This window comes from Hallella bergensis DSM 17361 (assembly GCF_000160535.1).
GTDB classification, from domain to species: domain Bacteria; phylum Bacteroidota; class Bacteroidia; order Bacteroidales; family Bacteroidaceae; genus Prevotella; species Prevotella bergensis.
Genome location: NZ_GG704780.1, coordinates 268,641 through 292,655 on the forward strand (window position 1 = coordinate 268,641; position 24,015 = coordinate 292,655).

Sequence of the window (24,015 nt, forward strand, 5' to 3'; positions counted from 1 at the left end):
TTGAAAACTTCGGAGGGGGAAAATAAATATACATCATGCTTAAGTATGCGGTGCAAAAAAATGGGAACCCAAGATTTGGATTCCCATTTGAGGTACCTGGCGGAGTCGAACCGCCTTACATGGTTTTGCAGACCATTACCTAACCGTTCGGACAAGGTACCATGCCCTTTCTTTTAAGTGACTGCAAAAGTAATGATTTATTTCGAGATTCCAAAATTTAACAGTAACTTTTTTAGCCGGGAATGTATTTTCACTGTCGTATGCGATCTCGATGCGGCGCTCGGCGTATGTTTCCTTACAGCGTTCCCTTGGTCGAAGGCAGTTCAAAATGATAGATATCTCTCTTCACAGCCATCTTCAGGCTGCGAGCCAACGCCTTGAAAATGCCTTCGATCTTGTGGTGCTCGTTCTGTCCCTCGGCCTTGATATTGAGGTTCATTTTGGCGGAATCGCTCAAGCTTTTAAAGAAATGGAGGAACATTTCCGTGGGCATTTCGCCCACCTTCTCACGACGGAACTCCGCATCCCACACCAGCCACGGCCGCCCACCGAAGTCGAGTGCCACTTGGCAGAGGCAGTCGTCCATGGGCAGGCAGTAGCCGTAGCGCTCGATGCCACGCTTGTCGCCCAAGGCCTTGTGCAGGCATTCGCCAAGCGCAATGGCGGTGTCTTCTATGGTGTGGTGCTCGTCTACCTCGAGATCTCCCTTGGTGTGTATGGTGATGTCCATCATGCCATGCCTGCCAATTTGCTCCAGCATATGGTCGAAGAAGCCCAGTCCGGTTGAGATGTCGCTCTTGCCCGACCCGTCAAGATTAATCTTGATGTAGACGTCCGTCTCCGCTGTGGTGCGCCTTACTTCCGCGGTGCGCTCTCCGGCAAACAGGATTTCAGCAATCTTGTCCCATGTCATGCCGTCGCGTCCAAGGATGAGGGCCTTGCAACCTAAGTTTTGTGCCAACTCTTTATCCGTGCCCCGGTCGCCTATGACATAGCTGTTGGCCAGGTCGTATTTCTCGTTGCCAATATAGTTTGTCAGCATTCCGGTGCCCGGTTTGCGCATGGGCGAGTGGTCTTCAGGAAAGTGGCGGTCGATCAGGATGTCGTCAAAGACGATGCCTTCGCCCTCCAGCGTTTGCAGAATCAAGTTGTGTACCGGCCAAAACGTATCTTCAGGGAAGGACGGGGTGCCCAAACCGTCTTGGTTGCTGACCATGACCAGCTTGAAGTCGAGATGCTGACGGATGAATCCTAAATTTCTGAACACGCCGCGTGTAAATTTCAGTTTGTCGAAAGCGTCGATTTGTTCGTCCTGTGGCTCCTCGATCAAGGTGCCGTCACGATCAATAAACAGTAGTTTTTGCATGGTTTGTCGGTTAGTGGGTTCACACGCCCGCAGGGTGGATCCGGGCGTGTCTAAAAATTAGTTGATGCTATGAAATTTCCGGGAAATCTGTTTCGTCATGTTTTGTAGTAACAGCCGACACCTGTTTTCTGATGGCCGATTTAGCCTCGATGGTGCCGTATGCGTAGTAGAAAACCAGGATTTCCCATATCATGATATAAAACCAAACGAACATGCACAGCAGGGCTGCCGCAAACGACAACCATGGGTAATAGGCGGGCATTCCGCTCGGGTCGCCCATGCTCATGCCCAAAATATTTGCATAGCAGGCCGTCTGGACAATCATAACGGGCATCAGGACGACGGTCGCGAGCAAGCAGGTGATCAGGCCAACGAGCAATGCCAATGAGAAAAGGAATCCCCAACTACGCCAGCCCCTGCAGTAGGCCTTACCCAAAACGGTGCCCAACTTCTGTTCAGGCTCCATGCAATATTTCACGACGGAATAATAGGTTGGGATCAGGCACAATGCGGTGATGACGGCTCCGAGCATCATGATGCCCAGCGCAAGCACTAACGTGTTGGGGGAGGGCGGAGTTTCGGCCGTGAGAATCGGGAGATAGCCCAAGGCAACAATGATGGCCAAGAGTAAAACTGTGAGGCCGAGGCAAAGGAGATACAGTCTGCCCATCCGTGGCCAATTGGTTTTGAAACTCTGGCCATTGAGCAAGCTCACCACCCGGGCAAAGCCCCATGTCATGACGAAGAAGCTCAGGAGTGTGGAACAGGTAATGGCCAACAACCCTGTAACATGGTCTTGGGTCTGCCCGTTGACGATATCTGTCATGGCCGGGTAGCTCACGACAAGCAAATGGGTTAGTGCGGAAATGACGGCGAACATCAGGGCCGGCATCCATGTGCGGCTGATGATTTTTTTGAGATTGGTGCTTAACAAATCGTAAGCGGCTTGTGTACATTTGGCCAAGCTTCGAACCTTATAGAGATCTTTGTCCATGATTTATGATATTCTTCTTCTGAATTCTGCACACGTTACGGCTGTGGCAATGGCAACGTTTAAGCTTTCGGCAGTGTCTGTGTCCGGCGGAAAGCTGGGTATGAACAGTTTGTGGGTGACGAGTTTTCGTATCTCTTCCGAAATGCCCTTGCCCTCATTGCCCATAACGATAAGTCCATTGGCGGAAAGTTCTTGTGTGTAAATATTCTGCCCGTCGAGCAGGGTGCCATAGATCGGAACACCTTCGGGAAGGTGGGTAATAAACTGTGGGAGATTGATGCTGTGTACCTTGACCCGCGCTATGCTGCCCATCGTGGCTTGCACAACCTTGGGATTGTAGGCGTCGGCCGTGTCTTCAGAACAGTAAACATGCTCAATGCCAAACCAATCGGCAATGCGAATAATGGTTCCCAAGTTGCCGGGATCCTGCACACCGTCCAAGGCCAGGCAGAGTTGACGGCCGGGCATGTCGGTGGCGGTGTCTTGGGCCTCGGTCTCGGGAATGGGAAACACGCCGATAACCTGTTGCGGGGTTTTCTGGAAAGAGGCCTTGCGAAGCTCATCTTCGGTGACCTCACTTATTTTAACTTTGCCCCATTGGTTCATTTCCATACGATGACCGGCAAACCATTCGGAAGTGGCAATGAGATGCAGCGGCGATGCCACAGCCAACAAGTCGGCCACGACCTTTGGCCCTTCGGCAACGAAAAGTCCTTCCTTGTCTCGGTTTTTCTTAAGCCCAAGCGAGTGGATAAGCTTAACAGTGGCTTTGCTAATCATATTGCAAAGATACTTAATAAGTTCGTAAGTCATCGAAAATTCCATGTTAATGTATGCTATCTGTGAATTAAATGCTTTATCTTTGCACCCAAAACAGCAAATTCATTGAAAACAAAACACACCATTCTTTTTGCTGTAGTTGCATGTCTCGTAGCGGCATGCAGCTCTACCAAGTTTGTTCCGGACAAAAGCTATTTTTTGGAGAGCGTGGAGGTGAAGGCCGATGAGAAATATGTTGATGCGGCCACCCTGGCTCCCTATGTTCGGCAGCAAGCCAATTCCAGATGGTTTTCCTTGTTCAAGATTCCGCTTGCAACCTATACGCTTTCCGGGAAGGATACTACAAAATGGATTAACAGAACTTTGCAGAAGATTGGCGAAGAGCCTGTTATATATGATTCGATACAGGCAGAACTATCTAAAGAAGACCTGCGGAGAGCATTGCAGAACATGGGATATATGCATGCTCAGGTGGACTTGAAGACCAAGGTGAAGGGTAAAAAACTCAAGGCCATTTATACGCTGCATCCCGGTTTACCCTATGTTATCAACAACATTGATTATGACATCAGGGACAAGAATATCGAGACTGTCCTCAAAAATTACAGTAAAAATACGCATAAGAGTAACAAGGGACAGGGGCTTCGTGCAGGCGATCTGTTCACGGTGAAGTTGTTGGATGAAGAGCGGGAGCGCATTACCAATATATTGATGGATTCGGGCTTTTACCGTTTCCATAAGGATTACATTCAATATGAGGCAGACTCCGCATCAAACAGCTTAGGTGTGGGGCTGACGCTGGAGTTGTTGAAGTATCGAACGGATAACACCGGCCCCGGTAAGCCACATCCCCGCTATACGATAAGAAACATTAGCTATCAGGGTGGGGCAGACGGATATATCCCCTTGAGACAGAAAGTGTTGGAAAACAGTACGGCCATCAGGGCCGGAAAGCCGTTCTGCGCCTCTGACTTGCAGAAGACATACAACAACTTTGGTCGGATGAAGGCGGTGAGATACACGGACATACGTTTTAGGGAACTACCCGACACGACATTGCTCGATGTGGATATCAATGTGAGTATGGACAAGCAGAGGTCGGTGTCTTTCAGACCTGAAGGTACCAATACGGCGGGAAATCTTGGAGCGGCAGCCACGCTGACCTATGAAAACAGGAATATATTCCGTGGTGCGGAAACTTTTAGTGTGGAACTGCGCAGTGCCTTTGAGGCAATTACAGGACTTGAAGGCTACAACGACGAGGATTACGAGGAATACAACGTCGAGGCCAAGTTGCTGTTCCCACGGTTCATTGCACCGTTCCTCTCACGATCCTTCCGTCGGAGAAGCACTGCCACATCTGAACTCTCGCTGACGTGGGACTTGCAAAACCGACCGGAATTTCATCGCAGGGTTTTCTCAACGGCGTGGCGCTACCGATGGGCAACGCCTGCTCGCCACACCTCCTATCGTTTGGATCTTCTCGACCTGAACTATGTCTATATGCCTTGGATCAGCGAGACTTTCAAGCATGATTATCTCGACAGCGTGTCCAACCGTAATGCTATTCTGCGATATAATTATGAGAATCTCTTCATCATGAAGACGGGATTAGGTGTCTCTTATAGCGACGGTGTGGATGTTATCAGGGCGAATGTGGAGACGGCAGGCAATATCTTGGACTGCTTTTCAAACCTCATCGGAAGCAAGAAAAACGAAAGCGGGCAATACACTTTTTTCAATATCGCGTATGCACAATATGTGAAATTCGACTTCGAGTACACTCATTTGTTCCGTTTCGACCAGCATAACGAACTTGCCCTGCACGCTGATTGTGGCATTGCCTGGCCTTATGGCAACAGTAAGATACTGCCGTTTGAGAAGCGCTATTTCGCAGGTGGCGCCAATAGTCTGAGGGGATGGAGCGTGCGGTCGTTGGGACCGGGCAAGTATCGCGGAACCGATGGTCGAATTGACTTTATCAACCAAACGGGAGACATGAAACTTTATCTCAGTGCGGAATATCGCACGTTTCTCTTTTGGAAACTCCATGGTGCGGCATTCTTGGACGCAGGCAATGTGTGGACTTTGCGCAATTATGCCGAACAGCCCGGTGGACAATTCAAGATAGACGAGTTTTACAAGCAGATTGCAATGGGGTATGGTATTGGGTTGCGGTTGAATTTTGATTATTTCATCCTGAGATTTGACATGGGCATGAAAGCTATCAACCCGGCCTATGAAAGCCGAAAGGAGCATTGGGCTGTGCTCAATCCTGATTTGAAGCGCGACTTCTGCTTCCATTTTGCCGTGGGAATGCCATTCTAAACGAATGATTTGGACATAGAAAAGCCTGCTGAACAACATGGGTTCAGCAGGCTTTGTTTACTTCGTCGGTTTGCTCAACGTCTTGCTGCGTCAAGAAGAATCTCGCTGAGGGTGGGGTGGATGTGTACGATGGCTGACAATTGGTCACGCGTGACATCCAAATTCATCAGGGCTGATATCTCCTGAACCATACTGGCAGCGTCTGCACCAAGGACATGACAGGCTATAATTTTGTCGTTATCATCAAAAAGTAACTTGACAAAACCGTCGGTCTGCTCCATGGCTTGTGCCCGTCCGTTGGCTCGATAGATGGCTTTCTTCGCGGTGAAAGGAATGCCGTTGGCCTTGCAATATTCCTCCGTCGGCCCTACCGATGCGGCTTCAGGACGGGTAAATACGGCTGCCGGCATAATGTCCAAGCGAATGCGATCACGTTTGTCTAAGATGTGATTTACGGCACGGTATCCTTGGAATGTGGCTGCATGTGCCAGCATCTGGCGTCCGTTGACGTCGCCGATGGCATAGATATGGCCCAGATTGGTCTGCATGTTGTCGTTGGTAACAATTCCCATCTTGCCATGCTCTATACCCACTGCTTCTAAGTTTAATCCTTCGACGTGCGGCTTTCTGCCGGTGGCCACAAGTATGGCATCAGCCTCTACGCTTGTCTCCACACCTTTCTTGACATCCTTAAAGACAACCAGGCGATCCTCAATCTTTTGTACGGCTGCTCCCAGATAGAATCGAATGCCCTGCTTCTCCATCATCTTGCGCAATCTACGCGCAATTTCTGAATCCATCGTGGGCAGACATTCTTTCATGAATTCCACAACGCTGACCTGGCATCCGAAACTTGAGAACACGGAGGCCATCTCCATTCCGATGACACCTGCGCCCACAATGCAAAGACTCGAGGGCAAGGTTTCGCAGGCAAGGAGTTCTTCGGAGGTTACCACGTGTTGGCTCATCGGTTGGCCGTCGCTTCCGAGTCCGGGAATGGGAGGTAGCTTGGCGGTGGAGCCTGTGGCAATGATGATATGGTCGGCTTCGATTTCTTCATCTCCCACGACCACGGAGTGCTTGCTTCTGAAAGCGGCTTTTCCCTGAATCAAGGTAATGCCCGGCTGGTGCATCAAGGCTTCCACGCCCTGCCTGAGATTACTGACGATGCCATCTTTTCTTTGAACAGCTGCTTGGAACAGGGCCTGACCATTGTCCTTTCCAAGTGCATTCTCAGCATCGTGCACGAGGGCTTTGGTAGGGATGCACCCACTGTTCAGGCACGTTCCTCCGACATCATTCTTTTCGATGACAACTACCTGCAGCCCTTGACGTGCAGCATATACGGCAGTCTCGTAGCCCCCGGGGCCGCTGCCGATAATAATAAGGTCTGTTTTCATGATTCTTCTGGGAATATGAGAATGGGATGTCGTGCAGCCTGCACATCGTCTACTCTCGAAATAGGCGTATTGTGCGGTGCTGACTTCACCAGTTCAGGCTGCTCTGCTGCCTCGCGGGCAATCCGGTGCATAACCTCAACAAACTTGTCTATACTTTCCAAGCTCTCGTTTTCGGTGGGTTCAATCATCATGGCCTCATGGAACAGCAATGGGAAGTAGATGGTTGGGGCGTGATAACCAAAGTCGAGTAATCGCTTGGCAATGTCCATCGTGGTTACTCCGGTGGACTTATCACGTAGTCCGTTGAATACAAACTCATGTTTGGAAAGTCCCTTAATGGGCAGTTCATAATGATCCTTGAGTTGCTCTTTGATGTAGGTGGCATTGAGCGTAGCCAATGGACCGACGTTTTTGATATTCTCCTTGCCCAAGGACAGAATATAGCTCAATGCCCGAAGCTCTACCAGGAAGTTGCCGTGATAGGGATTCACTGTAGGGAAGAAAGGCTGCAACCCCTCGCGCACGCCTACCGGACCACTGCCCGGTCCTCCTCCGCCATGAGGTGTGGAGAACGTTTTATGCAAGTTGAGATGTACCACGTCAAATCCCATGTCGCCCGGTCTGCATACGCCAAGCAGTGGGTTCAGGTTAGCTCCATCATAATACATCAAGCCACCGCAATTGTGAACCCGCTCTACAATGTCTGTGATATCATGCTCAAAGAGTCCAAGCGTGTTTGGATTAGTCATCATCATGGCAGCAACCGAGTCGTCGAGTTTGGCGGACAGGTCGTCTATGTCTATCGTCCCGTCAGGTTTGCTCTTCACTTCGACCACCTCCAGTCCGCATACTGCTGCCGAGGCGGGGTTGGTGCCATGTGCCGAGTCGGGCACGATAACCTTTGTTCGTTTGCTGTCTCCACGGCTTTCATGATAACCACGGATAATCATCAGGCCCGTTAATTCGCCATGAGCACCGGCGCATGGTTTCAACGTGAAGTCTGCCATACCCGTAATTTCCGACAGAACTTTGCGCAACGTCTTGCTCACAGCTACCGCCCCGCACGTAGTTTCTTCCGGTTGCAGAGGGTGTAGATTTAGGAAGTGACGACTCCCCGCTATCTCGTCATTGATTTTAGGATTGTATTTCATTGTACATGATCCTAAGGGATATAAGCCGTTGTCCACGCCAAAGTTGTTGCCACTGTGATTGGTATAATGGCGCACCACAGTCAACTCGTCACATTCGGGCAATTCGGCCTCATGCTCCCTGCAGACTGATTGGGGTAGAGCATGGTGTGGGAACTCATTCTTGGGCAGACTGTAGCCCTCTCGTCCGGCTTTGCTGAGTTCAAAGATAAGATTGTGATAAAATTTGTTATTCATAACGGTCTCCTTTCTTATTTAATCAAACTCAACAGTCTGTCAGCTTCATCCTTCGTTCGCTGCTCAGTCATGGCCAACATCAAAGTGTCGTCGGATATTTTCACTCCACCAAAAAAGCCATTCTCAAGCCATAGCTGTTGGAGGGCATCAAGGTCTCCGTCATACTTCACGCAAAATTCATTCAGGAACGCTCTGCCTGGGAAAGCATCGTGAAACCTCCCCGTAGCCAGCAGCGCGTCGTGCAAATAGTGTGCTCCGTCGCATCCCATCTGTGCAGCATGCCGTAGGCCTTTCTTACCCATAAGAGCCATATAGAGCGTAACCCAAAGTGTCATCAGCCCCTGGTTGGAGCAGATGTTAGACGTTGCTTTTTCGCGTCGGATATGCTGTTCGCGGGCTTGCAATGTGAGAACAAACACACGCTGGCCGTCCTGATCAGTGGTCTGACCTACAATCCTGCCAGGCATCTTGCGCATGTGTTTCTCTAATGTACACATGTATCCAAGATAAGGGCCACCCCAAGCCATCGGTATTCCAAGACTTTGGGCTTCGCCAACGGCGATGTCGGCACCCCATTCGCCAGGTGATTTGAGCAAGGCGAGGTCGGCTGCAATACTGTTAATGATGAAGAGTGCCTTCTTGTCGTGACACATATCGGCAACCCCCGAGAAGTCTTCGATAATACCATAATAGTTGGGTTGCTGCACGATCACGCCGGCCACACCGCCTTGTGCGAGCATGTCGGGCAATGTGGAGAAGTCGGTTGCACCGTTGTTTTGAGGAATCATCTCTATTCCCACACCCTGAAAATGAGCATATGTTTTGACCACTTCCAACACCTTGGGGTCTATCGTCTCAGATATCAGCACGCGGTCAGACTTCCTTACACTGGCATGTGCCATCATTGCAGCTTCGGCCGTGGCCGTTGAACCATCATACATCGAGGCGTTAGAAACCTGCATACCGGTAAGGCGTGCCATCATCGTCTGGTACTCGAAGATATAGTGTAATGTGCCTTGGGACACCTCTGCCTGATAGGGCGTATAGCTTGTCAAGTATTCTGAACGGCTTGTGATTTGAGGAATCACTGACGGCACATAATGGTCGTACACTCCTGCTCCGGCAAAACATATTTTTTGTTGATTCTCAGAGCCGAGTTCCTCAAAATAGTGCCGTATCTCCATTTCGCTCTTTGCCTCAGGAAGATGGTAGTCTCCTTTTAGCCTCACATCCTTTGGAACATCTGCATAGAGATCGTCCAAGGACTTCATTCCGATAACATCCAGCATGTGCTGGATGTCGTCAGTGGTATGTGGGAAATATTTAAACATGGTTCCGCGTCGTTTATCTCATGCGTGTTACTTACTTGACAGAAGCCAGATACTCTTCTTCGCTCATTAGGTCATCTAACTCAGAGGCATCTGAAAGCTTCACTTTGATAATCCAGTTTGCATTCGCATCTTTGTTGATTAACTCGGGTTCATCTTCCAGAGCCTCATTCACTTCAACAACAGTGCCGCTCACCGGGCTCATCAAGTCACTGGCAGCCTTCACGCTCTCCACGGCTCCGAAGTCCTCGCCAGCCGTTATTTCGTCATCCACATCAGGCAGGTCTACATATACAATGTTACCCAAAGCCTTCTGTGCATAATCTGTAATACCAATATAACCAAATTCGCCTTCTACGCGAACATATTCATGGGAATCGCAATAATAAGTCATAATCTTTAATTTTATTTTTTGTAATGTTTATCATAGAATTTCTTTTTGACAATGGTGCCGGGGAACAATTTCTTTCGAATCTGCACTTCCACCTTGTCGCCCAACTTCAGGCTGGCATCAACCAGAGCCACCGCACAGCTTTTGTCCACGGAGATGAGTCGGTAGCCGGTGGTTACCTCGCCCACTTCCTTGCCGTCCTTCAGCACCTTGTAGCCATGGCGCGGCACAGCACGGTCTTCCATTTCAATGCCGCGAAGCCGCATCGCAGGTCCTTCTTCCTTTTGCTTGGCCACAGCCTCTTTCCCAATAAACTCAGGTTTATCGAACTTGCAAAACATGCTTAGACCAGCCATCACGGGTGAGATCTTGTCCGACAACTCGTCACCATAAAGTGGCAACCCGACCTCAAAGCGAAGCGTGTCGCGGCATCCCAAGCCACAAGGCACACATTGTCCGCTTGCCATGAGCTTGTCCCATTGTTCCACGATAAAGTCATGAGAGCCGTAAATCTCAAAACCGTCCTCGCCCGTATAGCCTGTTCGGCTGATAATGATCTCCTCCTGGCCAGTGTCAATCGTCTTTGCAGTATAAAACTTCAAGTCACTGCAATCCCAGCCAAGCACCTCGGCCAGCACCTTTTCCGACTCTGGGCCTTGTACAGCCAGTTGTCCGTAGCGTTCCGAAGCATGGTCTATCTCAACGTCGAATCCCTCCTTGTTGCTCATCATCCACTCCACATCTTTATCAATATTGGCTGCGTTAATGACAACAAAGAACTCCTGGTCGCCCATTTTGTAGACCAACAAATCGTCCACCGTGCCTCCATCGGGATAGAGCATCATACCATAGTATATCTGGTGGATGGGCGCCCCAGTCACATCGTTGGTAAAAATATGGTTGATATACCTCTCTGCATCTTTTCCCCTGACAAAGACTTCACCCATATGGGATACATCGAAAACACCGCAATGCTGCCGAACAGCATTGTGCTCTTCAATAATGGAAGTGTATTGTATGGGCATATCAAAGCCACCAAAAGGTTGAATGAGCGCACCCAATTTGGTGTGTCGCTCATAAAGGCAAGTTCGTTTGTTCATCGGCCTATATTATATTGTTGTTAGTTCTTGAATGTATCGGCATTCTTCGTCTGCAAACTTAACTAATTATTTTGAATTAATGGATTTATTATGCAAAAAATATAGGCTTGATAAACTAAAAATAACACAGCAAATGCGTGTGTCAAAAGCTATTGTCCTGACGTTTTGCCTTCAAAAGAAGCCACAGGGGTCAATATCCTTTAACACACGCATTAAAATGCTTGCAAAATGCTTGCTGAAGCCCGATTATTCTTGCATTAGGAAACTCTTGAACGAGTCGAAACTGCTGTCCGTTTCCACACTCTGCTTCTTGCCTTTCATAAAATTTTGGAGCCGTTGCGGAATGACTATATCTATGCCGAGAATATCGTCCACCTTTTCCTTGAACTTGGCCGGATGTGCGGTTTCAAGAAACACACCCACCTCGTCATTCCCGAGTTGTTCCTTCAGGGCTTGATAGCCACATGCCCCATGGGGGTCGAGCACGTAGTCCGTGGAGGTGTAGCAAGCCCTCATCGTTTCCCGGATGCGCGAATCAGGATAGGTTGCCCCACTGATATCCGCCTTAATCCTTTCCCAGCTGTTATTGTAGAGCGAAAGTATTCTGGCAAAATTGCTCGGGTCACCCACGTCCATGGCATTGGCCAGCGTTTGTTTACTGGGTTTTGGCTGATACGCTCCGGTTTGTAAATAATTGTAAAACACATCATTGGCATTGTTCGATGCAATGAAATGTTTAATGGGTAGTCCCATTCTTGCGGCAAAGAGTCCGGCAGTGATATTACCGAAGTTCCCACTTGGCACGCAAACCACGAGATTGCTCTTCCCATCCTTTGCAAAGCATAATTGTCCGGATCTCTTGAGTTGTGCGTAAGCATTGAAATAATAGAAAGCCTGTGGCAGGAAGCGTGCAACGTTGATAGAGTTGGCCGATGTCAATGCCATGTGTTGGTTCAGCTCCGAATCCATAAAGGCACTCTTCACCAAGGCCTGGCAATCGTCAAACACGCCGTCTACCTCCAAAGCCGTGATGTTCTGCCCCAGCGTAGTGAACTGGCTTTCCTGTATCTTGCTTACCTTTCCCTTGGGATACAACACATAGACATGAATGCCGTCCACACCGAGGAAACCGTTGGCCACAGCCGACCCCGTGTCGCCCGAAGTTGCTACCAAGACGTTGACGCGGTTGTTGCTGCGCCTGTCTTTCTTGATAAAATATTGGAGCAGACGAGCCATGAACCGCGCACCCACGTCTTTGAAAGCCAGCGTTGGCCCATGAAAGAGTTCGAGGGCGTAGATGCCGCGTTCCACAGGAACGACCGGAGTTTCAAAGGCCAATGTTTCGTCAACGATTTGCTTCAGCGACTGCTCGTCCACGTCATCGCCAAAGAAGGCTTTGGCCACTTCGAACGACATCTCCTGAAAGGTCATCTCGTCGATATGTTCATAAAAACTTGGGGGCAAAGCCTTGATTTTCTCGGGCATATAGAGTCCGCGATCGGGAGCCAGCCCGCGTTCCACAGCTTCACGGAGCGTGGCATCAGGAGCCTGATGGTTGGTGGAGAAATATTTCATGATACGTTTATTTTCATAAAGGAGTCCATAAATTCGTTGAGGCGGAGCAGACCGTACGACCCCGACACGCATGCCACCTCGTTGTATTGCTGCACGGCGTCCGGTTCTATACCCCGATGCCAGAATAGGAAGGGCACTGGTTCGCTGACATGTGTGCGCACTTCCACAGGCGTGGGATGGTCGGGCAATACGGCGATATACACCGTTTCGTCCCACGTTTTCACCTCATTATATATCGGTTTTACTATCCGCTTGTCAAGATATTCGATGGTACGCAGCTTCAATTCCAGGTCACCATCGTGGCCGGCCTCGTCGCTCGCCTCCAAGTGAAGGTAAACAAAATCCTGCTTCTTCAGGGCTTTGAGCGCGGCCTCTGCCTTACCTTCATAGTTGGTGTCGGCCATACCCGTGGCGCCCGGCACCTTAATAATGTCTAACCCTGCATAGTGGCCTATGCCCCGAATCAGGTCGACGGCCGAGATAACCGAGCCGGTCCGCACCTGCGAATAGAGTTGCATCAGCGTCTGCATGTTCGGTCTGTAGCCTCCGCCCCAAGGCCAGATGCTGTTGGCCGGGCGCTCGCCCTTGCGCTCTTTTTCGCGGTTAAAAGGGTGACTGGCCAAGAGTTCTTGCGATTTCATAATCAAGTCGTTCAACAGGTCGGCCGTTTCCTGTCCCGACATTCGTGTTTCGCCCGTCGGTTTTCCGTCAGACCCCATGATAGGCTCATGCACATCCTCCCATCCCTTCTCGCTTTTCACGAGCAGGCTCTGCCATTCCTCGTTCGGATGGTCGTGGGGAGGGGCACACACCACGTGCTTGCTTGCCCGCTTGATAACCAGCAAGTGGCGGTATTGAATGCCGGTTATAAATCGTATTTGATCTGTCCCTAACTTACTGTTGAGATAGTTGATCAGCACATCCCCATTCTTCGTCGAGAGATTTCCCCCGTTGTGTGTAAGAATCTTCCCGTTGCCCAGCGTGATGAGGTTGCACCTCATCGCCAGGTCTTCCGGAGCCAAGTCATACCCGATGCTGGCAGCCTCGAGTGGGCCGCGCCCTTCATACACCTTGTTCAGGTCGTAGCCCAAGATGGCTGTGTTGGCCACCTCTGAGCCGGGGTGAAAACCCTCGGGAATGGTCATCAGTCGTCCGCAACGCCCTTCGCGGGCCAGCCGGTCCATCCAGGGCGTGTCGGCAGCTTGCAACAGCGTCTTACCGCCGAGTCTATCGACAGCATGGTCGGCCATGCCGTCTCCCAAAATAATAATATGTTTCATGTCTTGTCTATCAAACGGAAATGGCTTAAACGTTGGCAATACTCATAATGTTGGCAAACACACCGGCAGCCGTCACACTTGCCCCGGCGCCATAGCCTTGTATCTGCATGGGGTATTCCTTGTAGCGTTCGGTGGTGAGCATCACGATGTTGTTGCTCCCTTCCAAACGATAAAACGGATGGTTGCGATCCACGGCCCGCAGGGCCACGCTTGTCTTGCCGCCATCCATTGTGGCCACAAATCGCCACCGTTTGTCCTCGGCATCAAGCTGTCTCCTGCGCGCTTCGAAATCAGCATCGAGTTCGGGCAGTTTCTCCCAGAAATCGTCTACCGAACCCTTAAAATATTCGTCGGGTACAAACAGTGATTTCTCGACATCGTCTTGCTCCACGCGATACCCGGCCTCGCGCGTCAGAATCACTAACTTGCGAATCACGTCTACGCCACTCAGGTCGATGCGTGGGTCGGGTTCCGAATAGCCCTGCTCCTTGGCTCTTTTCACGGTTTCGGAGAAGGGAACCTGAGCCGATATCTCGTTAAAGATAAAGTTTAACGTACCGCTCAGAACTGCTTCTATCTTGAGTATTCTGTCACCCGAGTTTCTTAGGTCATTAATGGTTCCTATAATGGGCAGTCCAGCTCCAACATTCGTCTCGTAGAGAAATTTCACACCGCGTTTCAATGCTGTTGATTTCAGTTTCTCGTAGTTCTCGTAGGCCGAACTGGCAGCAATCTTGTTGGCCGTCACCACACTGATGTTGTGACTCAGGAACGACTGATAGAGGGCTGCGATTTCACGCGACGCCGTGCAGTCTACAAAGACTGAATTGAAGATGTTCATCTTCAGGATTCTGTCACGTAGTTTCTCCGGACTGCTGGGCTCCGACAACTTCAGTTGCTCCCGATAGTTGTCGAGGTCTACACCGTCGCGCGAGAGGATGGCGTTCTTGGAACTGGCTATGCCGACTACGTTGAGCTTCAGGCGCGAATGTTCCTTCAGTTCTTCATATTGCGACCGGATTTGTTCGATGAGTTTGCTGCCCACGGTGCCAATGCCACAGATAAACACGTTGAGGACATTGTATTCTGAAAGGAAGAACGAGTCGTGGAGCACGTTCAGCGACTTGCGCAGATATTTCGAGTCGACGACAAACGAGATGTTGGTCTCTGAAGCTCCCTGCGCACACGCAATGACCGATATACCACTGCGCCCCAGGGTGCCAAACAGCTTGCCGGCGATGCCCGGCGTGTGCTTCATGTTTTCACCAACGATAGCGATGGTGGCCAAGTTACTCTCGGCATGCATGGGGAACATCGCACCATCTTCGATTTCGGTCTGAAACTCATGGTTCAACACCTTCACGGCATTGTCAGCATCCTCATCGCGCACACCGATGGAGGTAGAATTTTCCGATGAAGCCTGCGACACAAGGAACACGCTGATACCATTGTTGGCCAGCGCCGTGAAGATGCGTCGGTTCACTCCAATCACACCAACCATCGAAAGTCCCGACACCGTGATGAGCGTCGTGCCCTTGATGCTCGATATACCCTTGATGGCCTTGCGGTCGTTCTCCACCTTGTCCTTGATGATTGTGCCGGGAGTATTGGGGTTAAACGTGTTTTTAACGTGGATTGGGATGTGCTTGATGCATACCGGATAGATGGTTGGTGGGTAGATGACCTTGGCACCGAAGTTACATAGCTCCATGGCCTCCACATAGCTCAGCTCATCGATGGTGTAGGCCGACCGTATGACTTTCGGGTCGGCCGTCATAAACCCATCCACGTCGGTCCATATCTCTAACGACTCCGCGTTGAGCGAGGCCGCAATCAGCGAAGCCGTATAGTCGGAGCCTCCCCGACCCAGGTTGGTTGTCTCGCCGGTATCGCGGTCTGAGGAGATGAAACCCGGCACAAGCGACACGCGCGGCAAGTCCTCAAAAGCATCCCTCAACAGTTTGGTGCTCAGCTCGCTGTCGAGATTGTTCTTGCCGTTCACGGCCTCGGTCTTGATCAGCTCGCGCGAGTCAAACCATTTGGAACCGCGGACCAGCGTGGCCACAATGGTCGAACTCAGACGCTCACCGTAGCTCACGATGGTATCTAATGTCTTTTGACTCAGGTCGTGAATGAGATATACCCCGAAATAAATGGAGTGAAGTTGTTCGAAAAGGGTGTCTACCTTATTAAATAATAATTCGCGGTCGTTGAGATCGGTGATAATGGTGTCGATCATTTTGTGATGCCGATTCACCATGTCTTGATAAGACGCTTTCCAACCTTCATCGCCCTCTACCGCCATTTTTGACGTGGCAATGAGTTTATCGGTTATTCCACCCAAGGCACTGACAACAACAACAATCGGCTGTTTGCGTGCCTCATTTTCCACAATACGCTTTAAGCTCAAAATGCTTTTTACGGAACCTACCGATGTTCCGCCAAACTTTAATACTTTCATCAAATGTGATATTTTAGTCATGTCGTGCCACCCCTGGGACAAACAGGGCTGTGGCAAAACTTAATTGCAAAATTAACAATTATTTTTTTGATGTCCAATGAAAAAGGGCTAAAAATACTACGCCTTGTTCATTTTAATGGCAATTTCCTTTCAGATTGTTATTGAATAATGCGGACAAAACGTTGCTCAAAATTCGCGTATTTCAAAATAAAAGAGCGCTGGCGAGCTACACGCCCAAAATAACGTATTTTTGTAATCTGTTGTATGTTAGGGAATTACTAACCTATACGCTGAAATCCTGAAAAGATAACTTTTCAATCGTTTACGATTCAATATGTAATGGCGGTGCGGTTCAAGCCTAATCGTATCTCGGATGAGGCCATGTCGCATGATGAAAGAGCTTTTAAGGCAGTACGATCAGGCCTCCGTCGCACCGTGGTTTCTGTTTTTTCATTCCGCGAAATAAGAAGAATTGACAAATCCTTAGAATTTCTTGTCTAAAAGGGTAGGTCCTGACGACCTCTTTTTTGTGATATAATTTTGACATCAGCAAAACCTGAGAGGAATCACTGTCAGCATGTTTGTAAGAGCCCTCAAAAGTTTACAAAAAAAAGGTTCTTTTTAAGTTCTGTTTCCAAAGGTTTACATAATGATTTTATTCTTGTGTTTTTTATCGTCACAAGAGTACACATAATTGTCCTTTATTCTTAATTTTTTGTCTTCATATTTATATATTTTTATCCTTATAAGCCATTAAAGTATAAATCATCTCATGTATATCTTAACCTGTTTTTGTTGGATGTCAGCAGCAGGCGACAATTTTATTGCTGTTGTTTCTTCAGACTTGTTTCCAACAATAGTATAGCTATGCTTTGTGGAAGCACTCGTTATAAAAAGACGTTATCGTTTTGAGCCGAAAAGAAAGCAGAGTATTGCAAATAAGAAAAGCCCTTATCCTGCATTGGATGCAGGACAAAGCCGATATGTGGGAAGGTGATTAGATAGTGTAGCACATCAATAGTCCCTAATATAAAAAACTTTCAAAATTGTACGACAGGTTTCCAAAAATCGCTGATTTGATAGAGGTTTAAGTTCTTTTTCCAAACATTAGTTTTTATAAAATGCTCTTCATAAATAGCCCTGTCCCGCTCAGGATAAATATTACCTTGCCAATATTGCCTTAATTCAGCAACCTTGACGAGGCGTCCATTGGTGCATACATATTTGGCATATTTATTCTCTGCGGCAGAAACATGCCCCCTTGAAAGAATACACTTGTATTTTTCGCTGATTTTGGGGTTAGGTATATCTCTGAATTCTTCTATTTTGTCATAATGTTCTGTTTTAGGATTCCACACGTAAGCATCAAAATATTCTGTGCCTGAAGCTCCAAAACTGCCCAAATAAAACAACACGTCTTCTTTTATTCCGTCAAAGTTCAAGTCAGCCAATAGACAACTATCAATACGTTCTCCATTTAGTACAAAATCATCGTCCTCAGGATATTTGTATCCGAAGCGATGAATGGTCTTGTCTCCACATTTAATAATCACTTCATAATCAACATCGTCAACCTCATGCCCTATAATAAGTCTTAGAGTGTCATCATTACTTTTCATAGAAGAATCAGAGGTTGCTGCTTTCTGTGGAACACATTTCATTTTATTCTCAGTGCATCCCAATAGTAAAAGAGAACTACCAAAAACGAGTAGAGTTACATATGTTTTTTTCATACTTCTATTTTTAAATTTATGACGACAAATATACGTATTTTTTTGAAATTGTATAAGAATGAACAATTACCTTATATCACTATTTGCATTTCAGTATAGTTTTTTTTAAATCGCTCGACCTCTATCCGCAAACGGAGGACCTCTTTCTTGTACATTTCCAAGGTAGGATTTACTTCCGGTGGGAGAAGCGGGGCGAGCTTTTTATCATCCTTGCTAAGGCCTTCTATCCCATATTGGGAATAAAGCCGCCGCCACTTCCTGAAGGAACTGGTTGATACATTGTTCGCCTCACAGAATGACTTGAGGCTTACATCCGGATTGTTGAAATACTGGCGAATGAGAAACTCTTTCTCCAACGGGTTTAAATGCTTCTTCATAATTTTACGCGTTTAGACCAAAATGAGCGTGTAGGCAAATATAGGATTTTAATTTTCCAATAGAATACCTGAGCGCCTTTTTTTGGCGTTTCCGTGTAAACTTTTTGAGGAGCAGCATGACGCCCGGTTTCAGTATCCCGATGCTGTTGCGCGTGTATCCTTTTGACATGGCGTATCGATATGCTTTCCGGATTAATTTGTTATCTTTGCATCAGGAGAATGACATGTATGAGTAAGGAGCGCACATATCTTGCTATCGACCTGAAATCGTTCTACGCCTCTGTGGAGTGTGTGGAACGAGGACTTAATCCGTTGACCACCAACTTGGTGGTGGCCGATAACAGTCGGACGGAAAAGACCATCTGTCTGGCCGTTTCACCCTCGCTCAAGGCCTACGGCATCAGTGGTCGGGCGCGGTTGTTTGAGGTGGTGCAGCGTGTGCGCGAGGTGAACGAGGAGCGAAGGCTGTATGCCCCGGGCTATGTGCTGACGGGAACATCGGTGTTCGACGCGGAACTCAAAGCCAACCCACAGCTGGCGGTGGACTATATTGTGGCTGTGCCGAGGATGGCCTATTATATCGATTACAGTGCACGCATCTACCAGGTGTATATGAAATATGTGGCACCGGAGGACATGCATGTGTACTCTGTAGACGAGGTGTTCTTTGATGTCACCAACTATCTTAAGACCTACAAGATGACAGCCCATGAGTTGGCGATGACCATGATAAGGGCTGTGCTGAAGGAGACGGGCATCACGGCGACGGCAGGCATAGGAACCAACCTCTATTTGGCCAAAGTGGCTATGGACATCGTGGCCAAACACATTCCCGCTGACAGCGACGGAGTGAGGATAGCCGAACTTGACGAGATGACGTATCGCAAGAAGCTGTGGGACCACCGACCCCTGACGAGCTTTTGGAGAGTGGGGAGGGGGACGGCCAACAGGCTGGCACCCTACGGCATACAAACGATGGGACAGATAGCACGGTGCTCCATCGAGCGGGAAGAACTGCTCTATAAGCTGTTTGGTGTCAATGCGGAACTACTCATAGACCATGCCTGGGGATGGGAACCCTGCACCATAGAAGCGGTGAAGCAATACAAACCGGAAGTCAACTCGCTGAGCAGCGGCCAGGTGTTGCATGAGCCTTACACCTGTAAAAAGGCGCGGGTGGTCGCCAAGGAGATGGCAGACATCATGGCACTCGACTTGGTGGACAAGCAGTTGGTGACGGACCAGCTGGTGCTCTCCATCGGCTACGACACGGAAAGTCTGAAAAACCCAACCATACGGGCAACCTACCAAGGACCGATAACAACCGACCACTATGGGCGACCGGTGCCCAAGCATGCCCATGGCACGGCCAATTTGGATTTTTATAACTCCTCGTCGAAACTCATTACCGAAGCGGTGACCGCCCTGTTCGACAAGATTGTGAACCCCAACCTGCTGATACGCCGGCTGACGCTGGTGGCCAACCGCGTGATAGATGAGCAAAAGGCTAAGAAAAATTCCTCGGAGCCGGTACAGCTGGATATGTTCACCGACTATGAAGCCCTGCACCAGGAGGAACAGGAACGGCAGGAGGCTTTGGACAAGGAACACAGAATGCAGCAAACACTACTGCGCATCAAAAGAAAATTTGGCAAGAATGCCATACTCAAGGGCATTGACTTTGAGGAAGGAGCCACCACGCGAAGCCGCAACAGTCAAATCGGTGGACACAAGGCGTGACCGACTGCACCAAGATGACAACGGTAGTTTGCTATTTTGAATATAACATCAAAGCTATAACGAATCACTACAACAGACTGATTATGAGTACGGATTACGACGACATCATCAATTTGCCACATCCAGTCTCCAAGCATCATCCGCCGATGTCCATGGCCAACCGTGCGGCCCAATTCTCTTCTTTTGCCGCACTGACGGGACACAAGGAGACGTTGCGCGAAACAGCACGCACCACGCAGGATTTTGAGGAGCCCTCGGCCGACCAAAGGGAAGAGCTCGACAGGAAACTGACTGTACTCAGGGAAAAGCTCTCCGAACGGCCGGGCGTATGCGTGACTTATTTTGAGCCGGATACCAAAAAGGCGGGCGGGCGCTATCTTCAGGTTGTCGGAGAGATGTGCCGTGTGAACGAAGATGAACGCTGCATGGAGTTGGCAACGGGCGGCGGACTGATCAAAATACCGTTCCGGTTTATTGTCGACTTGAACGACGTGGAGGGTTGATCGGGTTCAAGCGCTGATGTTTGGAAAGGGCATAATCGTTTAGTTTCGGGTCATCTCGTTGTTCTTTCGCGAATCCTTTTGTTCAACAGGTTGGTAAATTCATGGTTTTTTAATCCCCATTTTGGGGCAATGAGCAGGTCGGCCGGGCTTTGGCTGACAAATCGTTCCAAGACTAAGTCGTCTCTGAGTAGCGACACATAGCTGATAATGAGGTCGATGTATTCTTCCACACTGTAGAGATGAAAAGGCTGTCGGGCATATTCGCGGGCAAGCCGAGTGCCACGGATAATCTGCAGTTGGTGTATTTTCAGGATGTCGAGTGGCAGACTCGAAATGATGGGAGCCTGGCGAAGCGACTCTTGTTGGTCTTCGCCGGGAAGGCCCAGAATGATGTGTCCGCCGGTCAAGATGCCTCGGGCGTGGGTTCGCTCGATGGTGTCACGACTGCATTCGAAGGTGTGCCCGCGGTTGATCCGAAGTAGGGTTTGGTTGTTGGCAGACTCAATGCCGTATTCGACAATCAGAAAGGTTTGATGACTCAGAGCCTCTAAATAGTCTAAAAGCTCGTTGCTCATGCAGTCGGGACGGGTGCCAATCACCACACCCACCACATCGTCTACGGCCAGTGCCTCCTCGTACATTTGCTTCAGCTGGTCTGTCTTGGCGTATGTGTTGGTAAAAGATTGGAAGTAAGCCAAATACTTCATATCGGGATATTTATGCGCAAAGAAAGCCTTGCCATCCTCCAACTGCCGGGTGATCGTTTTTTCTTTCGTGCAGAAAGAAGGGCTGAACGTGCGGTTGTCACAAAATGTACATCCTCCGCTCGAAATTTTTCCATCACGATTGGGACAGGTGAACCCGGCATCGATGGAAATTTTCTGAACCCTGAATGGAAACTGTTGTCTTATCCATGTACCGAAGTCTAAATAGCGCATATTTCCCAAAAATCCTCCTTGTGTGTGTATTTTGTCGTTAAATGTTATAAAACCGAACACAAAATTAAAGAAAAAATAGGTAACTTTGTTGCAAAGAAAGAAAAATTAGGTCATGAAGAAATTTTTAATGGCATGTTCAGCCATGCTTATGTTCACCGTTGCCCTGCCTGCATCCGACAAGATCAACCTGAAGTCATTGGCTCAAGGCGAGTTTGCCGCTCAACGCATCAGTGGTATTGATCCCATAGAGGGAACCGACCAATATGCTCAGGTTTCGCCGGACGGGACGCAAATTGTGCAATATTCCTTCAAGACCGGGAAACAGACAGGTATCTTGTTTGATGTCAACCAGACTCAGGGCGAGACCCTTACGGCGTTTGACGGCTATGTGATGTCGCCGGACGGAAAGCGTATGCTCATTCGTACGAAGACAGAGCCGATATACCGCCGGTCGTATAAGGCCGTGTTCTACATCTATACGATACAGAGCCGCAAGTTGGAAAAGCTGTCAGAGGGTGGTCCTCAGCAAACTCCGGTCTGGTCGCCCGACGGAAACAAGGTGGCCTTTGTGCGAGACAACAACATCTTTCTGGTGAAGCTGCTCTATGACAATAGTGAGAGTCAGGTGACCAAGGATGGTCAGTTCAACCAAGTGATCAATGGAATACCCGATTGGGTAAATGAGGAGGAGTTTTCCTTCAGCAGTGCCATGACCTTCAATGCCGATGGGACGATGTTGTGCTGGATAAGATATGACGAGACTGACGTGAAAGAATACAGTCTGCAGATGTTCAAGGGGACGAATCCGGAGATGAAGGACAACGAGGTTTACCCGAGTATGTACAGCTACAAGTATCCCAAGGCCGGAGAGAAGAACTCGAAGGTTTCGGTGTGGAGTTTTGATACCCAAAGCCGACGTACACAAAAGCTTAATATTCCGCTTGGCGATGAAGACTACATCCCCCGCATTTTGCCTACGCCGGATGCCAACCGGGTGATGGTATATACCATGAACCGGCACCAGGACGAGCTGGATCTCTATACGGTCAATCCACGTAGTACGGTGGCAAAACTGCTGATCAAGGAGCGTGTACCCAAGTATGTGCAGGAGTCGGCCATGACATCCATACGTGTGGGCAAGGATTACGTGCTGCTGCCTTCGGATCGCAGTGGCTATATGCAATTATACCTGTACGACGGCAACGGGCAGTTGCAGCGGACAGTGGGTGATGGTCAGTATGATATAACCGGTGTCTATGGCTATGATGAGAAGACGGGCGATGTTTATTATCAGGCTGCGGCGCTCAATCCGCATGACAGGCAGATTTATGTGTCGCACAAGAATGGCAAGACGGACCGACTGACAGACCGCGAGGGTTGGAACACGGCCGTGTTCTCAGCCGATTATAGATATTTTGTCAACACGTGGAGTGACCGTAACACCCCATACGTCTATACCACGAGGGACAACAGGGGCAAGTTGGTTGCCACGCATGTAGACAACAAGGAGCTATTGCAGAAAACCCAACAATACGGATGGAGGCCGAAGGAAATGTTCTCTTTCACCACTTCAGAAGGTGTGAAATTAGATGGGTGGATGATTAAGCCGGCCAATTTTGATGCTAACCGGAAATACCCGGTAATTATGTTCCAATACAGTGGTCCCGGCAACCAACAGGTGGTGGACTCCTGGAACATTGGATCAATGGGGCAGGGAGGAGCTTTTGACCAATATCTGGCACAGCAGGGTTTTGTTGTGGTTTGTGTGGACGGACGTGGCACCGGTGGACGTGGTGCGGAGTTCGAGAAGTGTACCTATCAACGTTTGGGCAATCTCGAAGCTAAGGATCAGGTGGAAACCGCATTGTATCTAAGCAAACAGTCGTATGTTGATCAAAATAATATTGGCATTTGGGGCTGGTCATACGGTGGATTCTGTACGCTCATGAGTATGAGTGAAGGACGTGGAGTGTTCAAAGCCGGTGTAGCTGTGGCACCACCCACAAGCTATCGGTTCTATGATACGGTTTATACGGAGCGTTATATGCGCACGCCAAAAGAGAATCCGGAAGGCTACAACGATAATGCCATCACACGTGCCGGGAAACTGAACGGTGCCCTGTTGCTGTGCCATGGTGCTGCCGATGACAATGTGCATCCGCAAAATACCTTTGAGTATGCAGAGGCATTGGTGCAGGCTGATAAAGATTTTAAGCAGATATTCTATACGAACCGTAATCATGGCATCTTTGGTGGGAACACGCGCAATCATCTGTTGCGTCAGATTACCACATGGTTTAAAGAAAACTTGATGTCGAAATAATAAAGTTGATAGA

The 24,015-nt window shown here is 49.0% G+C and carries 18 protein-coding genes and 1 tRNA gene; 4 read left to right on the forward strand and 15 right to left on the reverse strand.

All coding sequences use genetic code 11. The features are described from left to right. Positions 1–90: 90 nt before the first annotated feature. The 4 genes from HMPREF0645_RS13555 to HMPREF0645_RS01030 all read right to left on the reverse strand — a co-directional run bounded on the left by HMPREF0645_RS13555 (position 91) and on the right by HMPREF0645_RS01030 (position 3,140). Positions 91–161: transfer RNA gene (locus HMPREF0645_RS13555), tRNA-Cys, on the reverse strand. A gap of 134 nt (positions 162–295) precedes the next feature. Beyond that, positions 296–1,366, reverse strand: a complete 1,071-nt coding sequence (hisB, locus tag HMPREF0645_RS01020; RefSeq protein WP_007172928.1) for a bifunctional histidinol-phosphatase/imidazoleglycerol-phosphate dehydratase HisB — start codon at positions 1,364–1,366, stop codon at positions 296–298. Positions 1,367–1,433: 67 nt separating this feature from the next. Next, positions 1,434–2,360: a hypothetical protein gene (locus HMPREF0645_RS01025; protein ID WP_007172929.1), complete on the reverse strand. Its 927-nt coding sequence runs from the start codon at positions 2,358–2,360 to the stop codon at positions 1,434–1,436. A 3-nt stretch (positions 2,361–2,363) separates the two neighbouring features. Beyond that, on the reverse strand, positions 2,364–3,140 hold the full coding sequence (locus HMPREF0645_RS01030) for a TrmH family RNA methyltransferase (RefSeq protein WP_156777810.1): 777 nt from the start codon (positions 3,138–3,140) through the stop codon (positions 2,364–2,366). A gap of 105 nt (positions 3,141–3,245) precedes the next feature. Here HMPREF0645_RS01030 and tamL point away from each other — a divergent pair, with 105 nt between their 5' ends. Next, on the forward strand, positions 3,246–5,468 hold the full coding sequence (tamL, locus tag HMPREF0645_RS01035) for a translocation and assembly module lipoprotein TamL (protein WP_007172931.1): 2,223 nt from the start codon (positions 3,246–3,248) through the stop codon (positions 5,466–5,468). Between the two features lie 74 nt (positions 5,469–5,542). On the opposite strand, the gene lpdA is transcribed toward tamL, so the two are convergent. The 10 genes from lpdA to HMPREF0645_RS01085 all read right to left on the reverse strand — a co-directional run bounded on the left by lpdA (position 5,543) and on the right by HMPREF0645_RS01085 (position 18,498). Further along, positions 5,543–6,868, reverse strand: coding sequence for a dihydrolipoyl dehydrogenase (gene lpdA, locus HMPREF0645_RS01040; protein ID WP_007172932.1), 1,326 nt, complete (start codon positions 6,866–6,868; stop codon positions 5,543–5,545). Next, on the reverse strand, positions 6,865–8,253 hold the full coding sequence (gene gcvPB / locus HMPREF0645_RS01045; protein WP_007172933.1) for an aminomethyl-transferring glycine dehydrogenase subunit GcvPB: 1,389 nt from the start codon (positions 8,251–8,253) through the stop codon (positions 6,865–6,867). Before gcvPB ends, lpdA begins: the two co-directional genes overlap by 4 nt. Before the next feature lie 14 nt (positions 8,254–8,267). Continuing rightward, positions 8,268–9,584, reverse strand: coding sequence for an aminomethyl-transferring glycine dehydrogenase subunit GcvPA (gene gcvPA, locus HMPREF0645_RS01050; RefSeq protein ID WP_007172934.1), 1,317 nt, complete (start codon positions 9,582–9,584; stop codon positions 8,268–8,270). Positions 9,585–9,615: 31 nt separating this feature from the next. Continuing rightward, positions 9,616–9,975 (reverse strand): glycine cleavage system protein GcvH, encoded by a 360-nt coding sequence (gene gcvH / locus HMPREF0645_RS01055; RefSeq protein ID WP_007172935.1) that lies wholly within the window; start codon positions 9,973–9,975, stop codon positions 9,616–9,618. An 11-nt stretch (positions 9,976–9,986) separates the two neighbouring features. Continuing rightward, positions 9,987–11,072 carry a glycine cleavage system aminomethyltransferase GcvT gene (gene gcvT, locus HMPREF0645_RS01060; protein WP_007172936.1) on the reverse strand — a complete coding sequence of 362 codons (1,086 nt, stop codon included), beginning with the start codon at positions 11,070–11,072 and terminating at the stop codon, positions 9,987–9,989. A 246-nt stretch (positions 11,073–11,318) separates the two neighbouring features. Further along, positions 11,319–12,647: a threonine synthase gene (gene thrC / locus HMPREF0645_RS01065; protein ID WP_007172937.1), complete on the reverse strand. Its 1,329-nt coding sequence runs from the start codon at positions 12,645–12,647 to the stop codon at positions 11,319–11,321. Further along, positions 12,644–13,927, reverse strand: coding sequence for a cofactor-independent phosphoglycerate mutase (locus HMPREF0645_RS01070; RefSeq protein ID WP_007172938.1), 1,284 nt, complete (start codon positions 13,925–13,927; stop codon positions 12,644–12,646). The genes thrC and HMPREF0645_RS01070 overlap by 4 nt, the downstream gene beginning before the upstream one ends. Before the next feature lie 25 nt (positions 13,928–13,952). After that, complete coding sequence (gene thrA, locus HMPREF0645_RS01075) at positions 13,953–16,388, reverse strand: bifunctional aspartate kinase/homoserine dehydrogenase I (RefSeq protein ID WP_007172939.1); 2,436 nt, start codon at positions 16,386–16,388, stop codon at positions 13,953–13,955. 1,040 nt (positions 16,389–17,428) lie between these two features. Then, on the reverse strand, positions 17,429–18,121 hold the full coding sequence (locus tag HMPREF0645_RS01080; RefSeq protein WP_007172941.1) for an XAC2610-related protein: 693 nt from the start codon (positions 18,119–18,121) through the stop codon (positions 17,429–17,431). Between the two features lie 71 nt (positions 18,122–18,192). Then, the gene (locus HMPREF0645_RS01085) at positions 18,193–18,498 is read right to left on the reverse strand and encodes a transposase (RefSeq protein ID WP_007172942.1); all 306 of its coding nucleotides are present in this window, start codon (positions 18,496–18,498) and stop codon (positions 18,193–18,195) included. Between the two features lie 228 nt (positions 18,499–18,726). Here HMPREF0645_RS01085 and HMPREF0645_RS01090 point away from each other — a divergent pair, with 228 nt between their 5' ends. Both HMPREF0645_RS01090 and HMPREF0645_RS01095 read left to right on the forward strand, forming a co-directional pair. Beyond that, entirely contained in the window at positions 18,727–20,238 is a 1,512-nt protein-coding gene (locus HMPREF0645_RS01090; RefSeq protein WP_007172943.1) for a Y-family DNA polymerase, read from the forward strand. Between the two features lie 83 nt (positions 20,239–20,321). Then, positions 20,322–20,741 (forward strand): YolD-like family protein, encoded by a 420-nt coding sequence (locus tag HMPREF0645_RS01095; protein ID WP_044123207.1) that lies wholly within the window; start codon positions 20,322–20,324, stop codon positions 20,739–20,741. Between the two features lie 50 nt (positions 20,742–20,791). Here the strand turns inward: HMPREF0645_RS01095 and mnmL are convergent, their stop codons facing one another. Continuing rightward, positions 20,792–21,679 carry a tRNA modification radical SAM protein MnmL/YtqA gene (gene mnmL / locus HMPREF0645_RS01100; RefSeq protein ID WP_044123208.1) on the reverse strand — a complete coding sequence of 296 codons (888 nt, stop codon included), beginning with the start codon at positions 21,677–21,679 and terminating at the stop codon, positions 20,792–20,794. Positions 21,680–21,791: 112 nt separating this feature from the next. On the opposite strand from mnmL, the gene HMPREF0645_RS01105 reads away from it, so the two are divergent. Further along, entirely contained in the window at positions 21,792–24,002 is a 2,211-nt protein-coding gene (locus HMPREF0645_RS01105) for a S9 family peptidase (RefSeq protein ID WP_007172946.1), read from the forward strand. Positions 24,003–24,015: the final 13 nt, after the last annotated feature.

Coding starts and splice junctions, on each gene's coding strand:
- gcvPA (WP_007172934.1), bottom strand. CDS start 9,584: ATGTTTAAATATTTCCCACATACCACTGACGACATCCAGCACATGCTG.
- HMPREF0645_RS01095 (WP_044123207.1), top strand. CDS start 20,322: ATGAGTACGGATTACGACGACATCATCAATTTGCCACATCCAGTCTCC.
- HMPREF0645_RS01105 (WP_007172946.1), top strand. CDS start 21,792: ATGAAGAAATTTTTAATGGCATGTTCAGCCATGCTTATGTTCACCGTT.
- HMPREF0645_RS01085 (WP_007172942.1), bottom strand. CDS start 18,498: ATGAAGAAGCATTTAAACCCGTTGGAGAAAGAGTTTCTCATTCGCCAG.
- HMPREF0645_RS01030 (WP_156777810.1), bottom strand. CDS start 3,140: ATGATTAGCAAAGCCACTGTTAAGCTTATCCACTCGCTTGGGCTTAAG.
- HMPREF0645_RS01025 (WP_007172929.1), bottom strand. CDS start 2,360: ATGGACAAAGATCTCTATAAGGTTCGAAGCTTGGCCAAATGTACACAA.
- lpdA (WP_007172932.1), bottom strand. CDS start 6,868: ATGAAAACAGACCTTATTATTATCGGCAGCGGCCCCGGGGGCTACGAG.
- thrA (WP_007172939.1), bottom strand. CDS start 16,388: ATGAAAGTATTAAAGTTTGGCGGAACATCGGTAGGTTCCGTAAAAAGC.
- gcvT (WP_007172936.1), bottom strand. CDS start 11,072: ATGAACAAACGAACTTGCCTTTATGAGCGACACACCAAATTGGGTGCG.
- gcvH (WP_007172935.1), bottom strand. CDS start 9,975: ATGACTTATTATTGCGATTCCCATGAATATGTTCGCGTAGAAGGCGAA.
- HMPREF0645_RS01080 (WP_007172941.1), bottom strand. CDS start 18,121: ATGAAAAAAACATATGTAACTCTACTCGTTTTTGGTAGTTCTCTTTTA.
- HMPREF0645_RS01090 (WP_007172943.1), top strand. CDS start 18,727: ATGAGTAAGGAGCGCACATATCTTGCTATCGACCTGAAATCGTTCTAC.
- gcvPB (WP_007172933.1), bottom strand. CDS start 8,253: ATGAATAACAAATTTTATCACAATCTTATCTTTGAACTCAGCAAAGCC.
- HMPREF0645_RS01070 (WP_007172938.1), bottom strand. CDS start 13,927: ATGAAACATATTATTATTTTGGGAGACGGCATGGCCGACCATGCTGTC.
- mnmL (WP_044123208.1), bottom strand. CDS start 21,679: ATGCGCTATTTAGACTTCGGTACATGGATAAGACAACAGTTTCCATTC.
- thrC (WP_007172937.1), bottom strand. CDS start 12,647: ATGAAATATTTCTCCACCAACCATCAGGCTCCTGATGCCACGCTCCGT.
- hisB (WP_007172928.1), bottom strand. CDS start 1,366: ATGCAAAAACTACTGTTTATTGATCGTGACGGCACCTTGATCGAGGAG.